General features: G+C 34.6%; 7 protein-coding genes. All 7 read left to right on the forward strand.

Going from position 1 to position 13,777, the window contains the following annotated elements:
- Nucleotides 1-27: 27 nt before the first annotated feature.
- The 7 genes from ACE1AT_RS24315 (at nt 28) to ACE1AT_RS24345 (ending at nt 13,766) form a co-directional block, all read left to right on the forward strand.
- Nucleotides 28-4,647: a beta-ketoacyl synthase N-terminal-like domain-containing protein gene (locus ACE1AT_RS24315; RefSeq protein WP_374873074.1), complete on the forward strand. Its 4,620-nt coding sequence runs from the start codon at nt 28-30 to the stop codon at nt 4,645-4,647.
- A gap of 52 nt (nt 4,648-4,699) precedes the next feature.
- Nucleotides 4,700-5,458 (forward strand): class I SAM-dependent DNA methyltransferase, encoded by a 759-nt coding sequence (locus ACE1AT_RS24320; RefSeq protein WP_374873076.1) that lies wholly within the window; start codon nt 4,700-4,702, stop codon nt 5,456-5,458.
- Nucleotides 5,459-5,608: 150 nt separating this feature from the next.
- Nucleotides 5,609-9,724, forward strand: a complete 4,116-nt coding sequence (locus ACE1AT_RS24325; RefSeq protein ID WP_374873233.1) for an amino acid adenylation domain-containing protein — start codon at nt 5,609-5,611, stop codon at nt 9,722-9,724.
- Nucleotides 9,724-11,103: a cytochrome P450 gene (locus tag ACE1AT_RS24330; RefSeq protein ID WP_374873078.1), complete on the forward strand. Its 1,380-nt coding sequence runs from the start codon at nt 9,724-9,726 to the stop codon at nt 11,101-11,103. The genes ACE1AT_RS24325 and ACE1AT_RS24330 overlap by 1 nt, the downstream gene beginning before the upstream one ends.
- Nucleotides 11,104-11,187: 84 nt before the next feature.
- The gene (locus ACE1AT_RS24335; protein WP_374873080.1) at nt 11,188-12,075 is read left to right on the forward strand and encodes an SDR family NAD(P)-dependent oxidoreductase; all 888 of its coding nucleotides are present in this window, start codon (nt 11,188-11,190) and stop codon (nt 12,073-12,075) included.
- Nucleotides 12,076-12,126: 51 nt separating this feature from the next.
- Nucleotides 12,127-13,500, forward strand: a complete 1,374-nt coding sequence (locus ACE1AT_RS24340) for an MATE family efflux transporter (protein WP_374873082.1) — start codon at nt 12,127-12,129, stop codon at nt 13,498-13,500.
- A gap of 38 nt (nt 13,501-13,538) precedes the next feature.
- Nucleotides 13,539-13,766, forward strand: coding sequence for an MbtH family protein (locus ACE1AT_RS24345; RefSeq protein ID WP_374873084.1), 228 nt, complete (start codon nt 13,539-13,541; stop codon nt 13,764-13,766).
- Nucleotides 13,767-13,777 lie beyond the last annotated feature (11 nt).

A 13,777-nucleotide genomic window follows, 5' to 3' on the forward strand; every position in this document is an offset into this window, starting at 1 on the left:
AATTGAATTTATCTAGTTAAGAAAGTCATGATTAATGAAATAACACAAGAATCAACAGCAAATCTAGATATAGCCATAGTGGGGATGTCTGGTCGTTTTCCTGGTGCAAATAATATTGATGAATTTTGGCATAATATCCAAAATAAGGTTGAGTCTATTTCATTTTTCTCCAATCATGACTTAGCAGATTTAAATCTTGAAAAAGAAGTTTTAAATGACCCCAATTATGTGAAAGCAGCGCCTACATTACCAGAGATTGAACATTTTGATGCTAGATTCTTTGGTTACACTCCAAAAGAAGCTGAACTAATTGACCCCCAACATCGCCTGTTTATAGAATGTGCCTGGTCATCTCTTGAAAACGCTGGATATGACCCAGAAACCTATGAAGGTTTAATAGGGGTTTATGCTGGTGTTAGCACAAATACTTACTTTTTTAATAATATATATAATAATGTTAATTCCAGAGATATTTCTAACAACTATACTTTTAACAAAGATTTTTTGACCACAAACATTTCATATAAATTAAATTTAAAAGGGCCAAGTATAGGTATTCAAACTTACTGCTCTACTTCATTAGTCGCTTTACATTTAGCCTGCAAAAGTTTACTTGATGAAGAGTGTGATATTGCTTTAGCTGGTGGAGTGACAATTATAGTTCCACAAAAGTCAGGTTATTTCTATGAACAGGATGGAATTTTATCTCCTGATGGCCATTGTCGAGCCTTTGATGCTAAAGCCCAAGGTACCATTTTCGGCAGTGGACTTGGCATAGTTGTGTTAAAAAGATTAAAAGATGCAATAGCAGATAGAGATTATATTCATGCGGTTATTAAAGGTTCAGCAATTAACAATGATGGTTCTTTAAAAGTTAGCTATACCGCACCTAGTGTAAATGGTCAGGCTGAAGTTATTGTAGAAGCTTTGGCAAATGCAGGAATAAATGCTGATGATATTTCTTATATCGAAACTCATGGAACTGGAACTGCTGCTGGAGATCCAGTAGAAATTGCAGCACTGACTAAGGCTTTTCGTGCTTTTACACAAAGAAATGGCTTTTGTGCAATCGGTTCAGTTAAACCAAATATTGGTCATCTAGATATAGCGGCTGGTATAGCAAGTCTCATCAAAACTGTGCAAGCGTTAAAACATAAACAAATACCTCCTAGCATCAATTTTGAAGTTCCCAATCCTGAGATTGATTTTGTAAATAGTCCGTTCTATGTTAATACTAAATTGACCGATTGGGAAACTAACAATACTCCGCGGAGAGCAGGAATTAGTTCTTTAGGTTTTGGTGGAACTAACGCCCATGTCATTTTGGAAGAAGCACCAGTTGCAGAGATGTGTCATGGCACGTCTCTAGAATCGCGCCCTTGGCAATTAATATTATTATCAGCCAAAACTAGCACAGCTTTAGAATTTGCAACTAAAAATTTATTGGCGTACTTTAAACAGAATTCAGAGATAAATTTAGCTAATGTCGCTTATACTTTACAAGTTGGTCGTAGGGCTTTTAACTATCGCCGGGTGTTGGTATGTCAGAATGTTCAAGATGTTGTAAATATCTTAGATATACAAGACCAAGAACAAATTTTTACTCTATATCAGGAACATAGAGAACAGGCTGTTATTTTCATGTTTTCTGGACAAGGATCACAATATGCAAACATGGGTCGAGAACTCTACGAAGTCGAAGTAACATTTCGCACAGATGTAGATACTTGTGCCGAAATTTTGCAACCTCACCTTGGTTTTGATATCCGCAATTTACTGTTTCCAAACTCAGAAGAAATGGAAACAGCTAGCCAAAAACTACAACAAACAGCTTTTACTCAAAGCGCATTATTTGTAATTGAGTACGCACTCGCTAAGTTATTGATGTCATGGGGTGTGCTACCTGCGGCGATGATTGGTCACAGTATTGGAGAATATGTCGCTGCAACCATTGCAGGTGTATTTTCTCTTGAAGATGCGCTATTCATTGTGGCAAAAAGGGGGCAACTCATGCAACAGTTACCGCAAGGGAGTATGTTAGCAATCCCGCTTCCAGAAAAAGAAGTGCGATCGCTGATTTTAAACTCTGTAGAAATCGCAGCGATCAACAGCCAAAATTCATGTGTGGTTTCTGGAACAAAGGAGGCGATCGCCACACTAAAAAATCAATTATCTTCTCAAGGTGTGGAATGTCGCCTATTACATACGTCTCACGCGTTCCATTCGCAAATGATGTCGCCAATCTTAGAGGAATTTGTGCAATGTTTCAAAAAAATCAAACTGAATCCACCACGCATACGCTTTATCTCCAATGTAACTGGTAGTTGGATTACAGACGCACAAGCTACAAATCCTAATTATTGGAGTCAACATTTACGACAAACTGTGAGATTTTCCGATGGAATATCGCAAATTTTAAAGCAGTTTACAGGTATTTTTCTAGAGGTAGGACCAGGACGAACTTTAGGCACATTAACTAAACAGCATTTAGATATTAATGTTAAACAACATATATTAACTTCCTTACGTCATGTGCAAGAACAACAATCAGATGTAAGCTTTTTATTGAAAACATTGGGTCAGTTGTGGCTATTTGGTGTAGATATAGATTGGTCAGGATTTTATACCCACGAGCAACGTCATCGTTTACCTTTACCGACTTATCCTTTTGAACGACAAAGGTATTGGATTGATGCCAAATCCTCATCAACTTCTTTAAATAGTAAATTAGCAACATTAGGTCAAAAACAAGATATTACCGATTGGTTTTATATTCCTTCCTGGAAACGCTCTTTACTTACTCACTCATCCTCTGATCAAGTAAAATCAAATCAAACAAAATGGTTATTTTTTGTAGATGATTTGGGAGTGAGTGAGAAATTAATTAAAGCATTAGATAATCAAGGTAATAATATAATTATAGTTAAGCCTGGAGAAAAATTTGAAAAAAAATACGAATGCATTTATACAATTAATCCATGCATAGATCAAGACTATGATCTTTTATTTAAAGAGTTACTTGGCTTAGGAAAATTGCCCGAAAATATAGCTTATTTTTGGAGTTTGAATAATTATAATAATTATCATTCAAAGAATTACTTAGAATTCCAAAGTTTATTATTTATATCACAAAGTCTTAGTAAACTCAAAATAGATCAAAGTTTACAACTCTGGGTTGTCTCTAATCATATTCAAGAAGTCGATGGCAATGAAATTATAGATCCAGAAAAGGCGACAGTGTTAGGTTTATGTCAGGTAATTTCTCAAGAATATCCTCAGATAATCTGTCGGAGTATTGATATTGCGTTAACTAACTACTTGAATGTAGAGGATAAAAAATACCAAGGTTATGAAAGTAAAATTATTGATCAACTTTTAAATGAATTCACGACTGTATCCTCAGACTTAGTTGTTGCTTATCGTGGTTCCCACCGTTGGGTACAAACATTTGAGCCAGTTCGCCTAACGTCAGTGGTTGAAGAAAAACTACCATTGAAAAAACACGGTGTTTATCTGTTTTTTGGTGGTTTAGACAATATTGAATTTGTGCTTGCAGAATATTTAGTAAAAACTTTTCAAGCCAAACTCATATTTATCGAGGATTTAGCTTTTCCAGAAAAGGATGATTTATTGCAATGGTTGAAAACTCATGATCAAGAAGATGAAGTGAGTTGCAAAATTCAACAATTGCAAGCATTGGAGAACTTAGGTGCAGATGTTTTAGTAATGCGTGCAGATAAAACTGATAATCAACAAATTCATCAAATATTTTTATCTGAGAATATTGAACAAATTAACGGAGTTATCTGCTCAACTGGAATCAAACGTGAAAAAATCTTTGGTTCAATTCCAGAAATTGACAAGATAGAGTCAAAAAAATTATTTAATTTACAACGCCGTCAGATTTCTGTATTAGCACAAGTATTAGAAAATCTAAATTTAGATTTTTGTATCGTTTTTTCTTCATTATCTTCTATTTTAGGAGGATTTGGATTAGGTTTATATTCAGCGGCTAATCATTTAATAGATACATTAATTACCCACCACAATCAAAATAATTCTTTCCCGTGGTACACTATAAATTGGGATAAAACACAATTAAATTTCACTCCAAAATTAGATACCAGTGAGCAGGTATCTGGAGAGAAATTGGCTATTACTTCAACAGAAACTATACAAGTATTTAAAAGAATACTCTCTTTAGATCAAAGAACTCAAATTGTTGTTTCTACAGTAGATATCAAGACGAGACATAATCATGCATTTAACCTTGATTCTCCAGCCAATTCAAAATATTCAAATCAATTATATTCATCCCCGCGCTATTCCAGACCTCAACTAAGTAATTCCTATATTGCTCCGACAAGTGAGTTGGAAAAACAAATTACGCAAATATGGCAAGATGTACTTGGGATTGCAGAGGTTGGTATTTACGACAACTTTTATGAGTTAGGAGGAGACTCTCTCATCGCAACTCAATTAGTTTCTCGATTACGAGCTAAATTTCCGATAGATTTACCATTGCGTGATCTTTTATTAAAAGCCATGATACCAGCCAAACAGGCAGAAATGATTGAGCAACTTCTGTTGGAAAAAATTGAACAATTATCCGAAGAAGAAGTAGAAGCTCTTTTAGCGAATAACTAACATCTGAATTATTTGATTGCAAACATTCATTTGACAATAGGAAAAATAGTCTATGTCTCTGCTAACAAATATCCCCAACTATGAATATATTGCTCGTTTACAGAACGAATTAAAGAATACACCAGAAGATTTATTGCAAGGTATAATACCTGCTTTAGACCAAATATTGTTATCTCAACTTCCTGTGGGAGCGCATATTCTTGAACTTGGTTGTGGTTGCGGACATTTAGCACAACAACTTAACCTTAGAGGATATAAAGTTACTGGAATCGATGCTTCTAAAGGACTGCTAAACTACGCTAGAAACAATGCGCCTGAAAGTGAATTTATCCTTAGTGATATACGTCAGTTTGATTTACCACCAATCTTTGATGCAGTTTTGGCAAACGATGTTTTTCATTTTATCCAAAACAATAAAGATTTAACAATGGCATTTAAAAACGTATATGCTGCACTTCGAGATAATGGGGTATTTGTGTTTAATATACCTATAACAGATTGGCTGCATGAAACTGCTCAGAAAAACAATTTTAATATTGTTAGTATTAATGATGAATGTTCATTAATAGAATTATTTTACTACAAACAAGAAGAAAGGATGTGGGAAATTAAAGTCACAGGATTTGAATTGATTGAAAAAAGTTGGCAGCGTTCAGATACAGTTTGGTTAAGAAAAGATCATTTTTTAGAAGAAGTTCAGTCCGCTTTGAAAAATGTCGGCTTTACAGATTTTAATTACTATAACACCAGAGAATTTGGAGAAACTGAAGACATAGCTTGCTTTGTTTGTCAAAAAACCTCTCTTAAGTAATACGTAAGTCACCATAAGATTTAATATTTGTAATAAGTGCTACTCTGCGACAAGCGCTTATTACAAGCCAATTTTCAAGTTTTAATTTTATTTACATATAAATTAAATACGACTGCGATCGCCACAAACAACTTTCATCATATATTAACAATGGATAAACATCATTCTAATTTATCACCTGCAAAAAAAGCCCTTTTAGAAAAGTGGAAGGGAGGTAAATTTCAAGCTGATACTATTCCCAAACGTCAAATATCTCAAAATATTCCCTTATCTTTTTCTCAACAAAGACTCTGGTTTATTGACCAACTTTATCACGGGAGTTCTTTCTATAATATTCCCATTGCTTTTCATATTAAAGGAAAGCTAAATATTACCGCACTTCAGCAAAGCTTGAATGAAATCCTCAAGCGTCACGAAATTTGGCGGACGAATTTTAGGCTTGTAAATGGAGAGCCAATACAGGAGATTACAGCAACTTTAACCTGGAATATACCTATTATTAATCTTGAGCATTTATGTGGTCAAGATTGGGAAGCAGAAGTTAAACAACTTGTAGCTAAGGAAGCAATAAAACCGTTTAATTTAACCAAAGAACTTTTAGTTAGGGCAACTTTACTAAAATTAAATGAACAAGAACATGTTTTGCTTGTAATCATGCATCATATTATCACCGATGGATGGTCTTGTGGTGTGTTCTTGCGAGAGTTATCAACCTTATATGCGGCTTTTTCTACAAATCAGCCTTCTCCCTTACCCCCACTGCCAATTCAATATGCAGATTTTACCATTTGGCAACGCGATCGCCTGAAGGGTGAATTCCTCGCAACCCAGTTAAATTATTGGAAGCAACAACTAAGCGGTGAACTTCCTATATTACAATTACCCACAGACCGTCCACGACCAACCGTCACATCTTTTAATGGTGCCAAGCAATATTTTACATTATCAACAGCCTTAACTGATGCACTCAGACAATTGAGCCTGCAAGAAGATGCTACTTTATTTATGACCTTGCTAGCAGGATTTAATATCTTATTATACCACTATACAGATCAAGAAAATATCTTAATTGGTTCTCCAATTGCTAATCGCAACCGAGCCGAGTTAGAAGGAATGCTGGGTTTATTCGTTAATACTTTGGTATTACGCAATAACCTGAGTGGTAATCCCAGCTTCCGCAAATTTCTACATCGAGTTCGTGAGGTAACTCTCGATGCTTATGCACATCAAGATTTACCTTTTGAGATACTTGTAGAAGAGTTGCAACCCGAACGAAATTTGAGCCGAAATCCCCTTTATGAAGTCATGTTTGTCTTGCAAAATACTCCCACATCTGTGCAGGAAGTGTCTGGATTAACCTTGCGTACTTTAGAGTTTGATAGCGGGACAGCTCAACTTGATATTTTTCTGTCGATGTTTGAATTGCAAGAGGGTTTAACAGGATGTCTGGAGTATAATACAGATATCTTCGATGCGACAACTATTAGCCAATTTCTCAATCACTTTCAGACTTTATTAGCAAATATTATTGCTAATCCAGAGCAGCGTATCTGTAATTTATCTCTACTAAATACCTTTGAAAAAGAGCAATTATTATTTAAACTTAATCAAACTAGTGCAGACTATCAAAATGCATCTTTAAATCAATTATTTGAACAACAAGTTAACCTAACACCTGACTGTTTGGCATTAATTAGTCAATCAGAACAACTAACATATCGTCAACTCAATCATAAAGTCAATCAGCTAGCACACTATTTACAAAAACAAGGTGTAACTCAAGAAACCCTCGTTGCTATCTGTTTAGAACGCGATCTAGATATGGTAGTAGGGATTTTAGCTATTCTCAAAGCTGGTGGTGCATACATTCCCCTTGATCCAAGTTATCCCGTGGAACGTTTGAATTTTATGCTCTCGGATTCCCAAGCATCACTATTAATTAGTAAGCAAGAAATTTTAGAAAAACTATCATTATCTGCGGCTAAAACTGTTTGCTTGGATATCCACAAAGACGAAATTGTTCAAGAAAGTTCAGAAAACCCCATTCACATTTCAAAACCTGATCATCTCGCCTATATTATCTATACCTCTGGCTCAACTGGAACTCCTAAAGGTATTCTTGGTACTCATCGCGGTACAGTAAATGGTTTGCATTGGTTATGGAAAACTTATCCTTTCAACCCAGAGGAAATTTGTTGTCAGAAAACAGCTATTAGTTTTGTAGATTCGGTATGGGAAATTTTTGCTCCTTTACTCCAAGGAATTCCTACAGTAATTATCAAAAATGAAACTTTATTAGATCCACAATTATTTATAGAAACTCTAGTTAAGCACAAAGTTACTCGTGTTATACTTGTACCCTCACTTCTGCGTTTACTTTTAGATAATTACAGTCATCTGACTAAGAAACTATTACAACTAAAACTTTGGATAACTAGCGGTGAAGCACTATCTATTAAGTTAGTTGAAACTTTCCGAGAATTATTGCCATTTGCAAAATTAATTAACCTTTACGGTTCATCAGAAGTTTCTGCTAACGCTACTTATTACGACACCAGTTTATTACCAGACCAAGCAAACAGTGTACCCATAGGTCGTCCGATTGATAATACTCAAATTTATGTGTTGAATCGCAATTTACAACCAACACCTGTAGGAGTTGTCGGTGAACTTTATATTGGTGGTGACGGATTAGCAAGGGGATATTTATATCGCCCTGAATTAACTCAACAAAGATTTATTGATAACTCCTTTATCCCTGAAACCAAGCTTTATAAAACAGGCGATTTAGTACGTTATCTCAAAGATGGTAATCTTGAGTATTTGGGTCGTGATGATGAGCAAGTAAAAATCAGAGGCTTTCGAGTAGAATTAGCTGAAATTGCAACTGTCATCACACAACATCCAGATGTCAAAGAATCTATTGTAATTACTGAAAAAGATGACCAACAAAATCAGCTTTTAATAGCTTATGTCGTCGCAGAAAAAGAAAGTATCACTGCACAACTGTTGAGATATTTGCAACAAAAATTACCTACTTATATGCTCCCATCTGCCTTTGTGGTCTTAGACGCATTCCCACTAACACCCAATGGCAAAATAGATAAACGTGCGCTTCCTACAAATAAACTTATTCGACCAAATACTAATGATAACGTAATGGCAATGGCTCCTCGTAATTTTACAGAATTATCATTAGTAAAACTTTGGGAAAATCTTCTGAATACCAGTTCGATTGGGGTAAAAGATAATTTCTTTAATCTGGGTGGTCACTCATTTTTAGCTGTACGCTTAATGGCTCAAATTCAAGATAGATTTGGACATAATCTCACTTTATCTACTCTTTTTGAAAATCCTACAATTGAGAAAATAGCTCCTATTGTCAGTCAGCCATTCCGTGAAAGTTCTAATTCTCCCTTGGTAGCAATTAATTCTTCTGGTTCTAAAATACCTTTCTTTTGTATACATGGTGCTGGTGGAGGTATTAATCACTATATTAATTTATCCAGAAGACTTGGTGAAAATTATCCATTTTATGCCTTAGAACATAACCCTAACCAAGAAGAACCGGAAATTATAACAGTAGAAGAAACAGCAAATTATTACTTGCAAGAAATTCGGAAAGTGCAGCCAAAAGGTCCTTATCTTTTAGGTGGTCATTGTTATGGCGGTGTACTTGCTTTTGAAATGGCGCAGCAATTACAAAGAGAAGGTGAAACAGTAGATTTATTAGTTGTGATCGATGCCATACTTTCAGAAACACGCATTGAATCTACAAAAGATGATGATGCAAAATTTTTACTTCGCATGGCTGAATCGATAAAAACTGATAGTAATATAGATTTTTCACTTTCTTTTGAGGAACTTCGAGATTTATCACTGAATGAGCAACTTGATTTGATTAATCAAAAAATGAATTTTATCTTTAGTGATACGGAAATTAAAGATTTTATCCGTTATTACAAACTCTTCAAGGCTCATGTTCAAGCCATGCGAAATTATACACCACTTGTTTATGAGCAGTCTATAACTCTATTTCGAGCGAAAGAAGAGATTATTCATGATTTTGAAAGTCCAGAATTTAATAGTAATGATCCCTTGCTAGGTTGGGGTAAATATTCTAGTCAAGCTATTCAAGTGATGGAAATTCCTGGTGATCATTTCTCAATTTTTATTGAACCTCATATTCAGGAATTAGCTAGAAACCTAAGAGTTTGTATCGATAATGCTGTGTGCAATCTGAATAATGGGAGTCAAAGAAACTGATGAAACTACCCCCAGGACCAAAAATACCATTTTGGCTACTAAGTTTGCAATTCGAGACTAATCCTTTTAGTTATTTGGATGCTATTTCTCAACGTTATGGTGATATTGTTACCATAATGTCTGGTTCTACACCAATTGTTTACATCAGCAATCCTTCAGGGATCAAAGAAATTTTTACAAATAACAAAGAAATTTTAGCTAGAGGTGAATTGAACCAAGATTTTGCTTTGATCACAGGAAATCAAGGAGTTCTACAACTTGATGGTTTAATTCACAAAAATCGGCGTAAACTCTTAATGCAAGCTTTTCATGGAGCGCGGATGCAAGCCTGTGGGCGAGGTATCTGCGAACTCACAGAAAAGATAATGAATAAACAAGTTATTGGAAAACCTTTTGTAGCATACTCGGTCATAGAAGATATTACTTTCCAAGTTGGAATAGAACGGGTTATTGGTTTACAAGAAGGAGAACGCTATGACAAAATAAAATATTTATTTGCATCCTTGCTGAAACTCGATAGGCAATCTCTAATAGTTAAAATTTTTAACAAGGTTTTTGGAGAAAAAGATTTAGGTCGATGGAGTCCCCAAGGATACCTCCTTCACCTGCGACGAGAACTTTTTCAATTGCTATCCACCGAGGTAGAAGAACGTCGTCAGCAACTAGACTTTTCACGCACTGATATACTTGGGGATTTGATATTTGCTTGTGATGAAACAGGTGAAAAGTTAAGCAATGAAGAGGTACGTGATCTTTTATTATCACCGATATTTGCAGCTGTTGATGCTTCTGGAACTGCTATTAGTTGGTCTTTGTACTGGATTCATCGCTTAAGAGATGTGCGAGAAAAACTACTCAAAGAACTTGACAGTCTTGGTGAAAACCCAGACCCCATAAGCATTGTTACATTACCCTATTTAAGTGCTGTTTGTAATGAAGTTTTGCGAATTTACCCAACTCAATTGTTTACATTTCCCAGATTAGTAGAATCGACGATTGAGATCATGGGTTATGAACTACATCCCGGTACAATAGTTCTTGGTAATATTTATGCAACCCATCAGCGTGAATATTTATATCCAAATCCCAAAGAATTTCAGCCAGAACGCTTTTTAGAAAAACAATTTTCTCCCTACGAATTTCTGCCATTCGGTGGCGGTTCTCGTATGTGTATTGGTGCGAATTTTGCCTTATTTGAAATGAAACTTATATTAGCAACTATTCTTTCACGCTATCAATTAGAGTTAGTCAATCGGCGCCCAGAACGTTCTAAATTTACAGGTTTGATTTGTTCTCCTGCTAGTGGTGTGAAAATGGTTATGCGTAATCACCGTCAGGATCAAGAAGAGTCTCAGTCATTAGTTTCTGGCTTGGTTTAGTTTTTAAATTTAGTTGATATAAATTGTATTTCTAAATTTAGCTTTTTGGATATAAAAATACATTTAATTTTGGAGGAAATCGGTATGAATCAGAAGCATAAAAGTGCAGTCGTCATCACAGGAACATCCACCGGTTTAGGTCGAGTAACCGCACTTTCACTTGCCAAACAAGGATATCGTGTTTTTGCTGGAGTCCGCACACAAAAAGATGCACAGTCATTAAAACAGATTGCATCTGGTGATTTAACACCCATAATTATGGACATCACAAAAGCTGAAGAAATTAAATCTGCATTGGAATTTGTTTCGCTAGTAGTTGGTAAGGAAGGATTATTCGCATTAATTAATAACGCCGTTGTAGCAGTAGATGGCCCATTAGAATGTATTCCCATAGATGATATTAGATTTAATTTTGAAGTCAATGTTATTGGACAAATTGCAGTCACACAAGCATTCTTACCATTAATAAGAAAAGCCAAAGGTCGTATCATCAATGTCAGTGCAATTTGTGGCAGATTAGCTCTACCTTATAGAAGTCTTTTATCTGCTTCCAAATTTGCCATTGAAGCACTTACCGATTCTTTACGAATGGAATTATATTCTAGTGAAATTGAAGTTATTTCTATATTACCAGCAGGAATAGTAACCCCAGAACAAGCTGATAAGGTAGAAGCTAGTTATCAGCAAACACTAGCGAATATGTCACCGGAAATTAAAGCGATATATGGCAAGAATTACAAAATATATATGCAAGGTTCGGTAGAAGACAATCGTAGCGCAGGTTTACCACCTGAAAAAGTAGCAAATACTATTTTACAGGCTCTGTTAGCTCGCAAACCTAAAAGACAATATTTCGTCGTGCAATCATTATGGCGTCTCAATCTGTATGCTTTATATAAAAGATTAGTACCACATCAATATTTTTATGACAATTTTTATCAAGGTATGCGAAAAGGAATGGGATTTGATTAATCATAGATAATTTTTAATTTTATTGGAATAAAAACCATATACAACTAAAAAATGAGTTCAGAAAAACAATATCAAATCACAAATGAAATCCTTGATGGGAATCTTATCAAGTTGATGTTCAAATTATCAATCCCTAGTACTCTAGGGGTATTGATGCTGAGTTTAAACACCTTTATTGATGCTTTATTTGCAGGACGATTTATTGGTGAAAATGCTTTAGCTGGTATTTCACTCGCACTGCCACTGACAGGTATAATAAATGGATTTGCTCTATTTATTGGGGTAGGTTCCGCTTCTGTTCTCAGTCGAGCTATTGGTTCTGGAGATACCAAAACTCAGTCAAAAATATTTAGTAATTTAATAGTGATGAGTGTTGCGATCGCATTCTCAATCACTATTATTGGTTACAATTTTGGAAAACAATTAATTTTACTTATGGGAGGCACTGGTGAAGTTGCTTTAGAGGGTACAAAATACTTTAAAACTTATATACTAGGTTCAGTATTTTTGATATTAGCAGAAGCTTGTAGTCTGGTCATTAAATCAGAAGGCAATATTAAGTTAACTACAATATTTGATTGGCTGTTTGTTATTATTAATATTTTACTAAATTATATATTTATTAGTTTATTTAATTGGGAGACACAAGGAATCGCTCTTGCTACGGTTATAGCAATGATTGTTTATAGTATTGCTAATTTAGCTTATTTTATTTTTGGGAAAAGTTCGGTTTCTATTATTTTCCAAAAAAGAGCGATCGCCATAGATATAATGCGCGCAATCTTATCAGTAGGAATATCAGAACTATTTTATCCATTCACAATATTGTTTCAAGATTTCGTAATTTTTAATTTAATTTCCGACTATGGAACAAATACTGATATTGCTTTTTTTGGAGCGGCAGGAAAAATAATTTCAATTGTATTTATTCCTATTATTGGTTTTGCCCAAGCATTACAACCAATAATAGGAATGAATTATGGCGCACGAAATTATGTAAGAGTAAAAAAATCATACTTAATTTTTGCAATTATTGGAACTATTTTATTAATATTCATTTGGTTGCCTTTACAATTATCGCCAAACACATTTTTAGGAATACTTCTGCCAAATATTCAATTTATGCAGGACGATCTGATAAATTTTAAAATTCTTAGTATATTAATGCCTATATGGCCTTTAGCATTCTTTAGTAATACTCTTTTTCTGTCTATAGGTAAAGGTAAAACCGTGTTATTAGTAATTTTGTTAAGAAGCATAATCTTAACTATGCCAATGGTAATTTTATTTTCAAAAATATCAGGTCTAAGAGGTATATATTATGGAATGCTTTTTGCAGATATTTTATTTATGTTAATTGTATTTGTATTAACATTTTTGGAATTTCAATATTTAAGTTCGCTCAAAGTAAAAACCAGCAAATAGAGACAAAAGCTTAACTAATTAAAACCAACAGGTCAATTATGTATCAAGACGACAAAGAAGACACAACAATTTACAAAGTTGTAGTGAATCAAGAAGAACAATATTCTATTTGGCCATTTGACCGCGAAAACCCTCTTGGTTGGAAAGATGTGGGAAAAAATGGTTTGAAGCAAGAGTGTCTGAATTACATCAAAGAAGTATGGACTGACATGAAACCGCTTAGTCTCCGCAAAAAGATGCAGGAGATAACTGACAACCATCAATAAGTAAACGGAGA

This window comes from Pelatocladus sp. BLCC-F211 (assembly GCF_041928655.1).
Classification (GTDB): Bacteria; Cyanobacteriota; Cyanobacteriia; order Cyanobacteriales; family Nostocaceae; genus Pelatocladus.

What these genes read in the sequence shown, in the direction of transcription:
- ACE1AT_RS24315 (WP_374873074.1), top strand. Translation starts at nt 28, where the DNA reads ATGATTAATGAAATAACACAAGAATCAACAGCAAATCTAGATATAGCC.
- ACE1AT_RS24320 (WP_374873076.1), top strand. Translation starts at nt 4,700, where the DNA reads ATGTCTCTGCTAACAAATATCCCCAACTATGAATATATTGCTCGTTTA.
- ACE1AT_RS24325 (WP_374873233.1), top strand. Translation starts at nt 5,609, where the DNA reads ATGGATAAACATCATTCTAATTTATCACCTGCAAAAAAAGCCCTTTTA.
- ACE1AT_RS24330 (WP_374873078.1), top strand. Translation starts at nt 9,724, where the DNA reads ATGAAACTACCCCCAGGACCAAAAATACCATTTTGGCTACTAAGTTTG.
- ACE1AT_RS24335 (WP_374873080.1), top strand. Translation starts at nt 11,188, where the DNA reads ATGAATCAGAAGCATAAAAGTGCAGTCGTCATCACAGGAACATCCACC.
- ACE1AT_RS24340 (WP_374873082.1), top strand. Translation starts at nt 12,127, where the DNA reads ATGAGTTCAGAAAAACAATATCAAATCACAAATGAAATCCTTGATGGG.
- ACE1AT_RS24345 (WP_374873084.1), top strand. Translation starts at nt 13,539, where the DNA reads ATGTATCAAGACGACAAAGAAGACACAACAATTTACAAAGTTGTAGTG.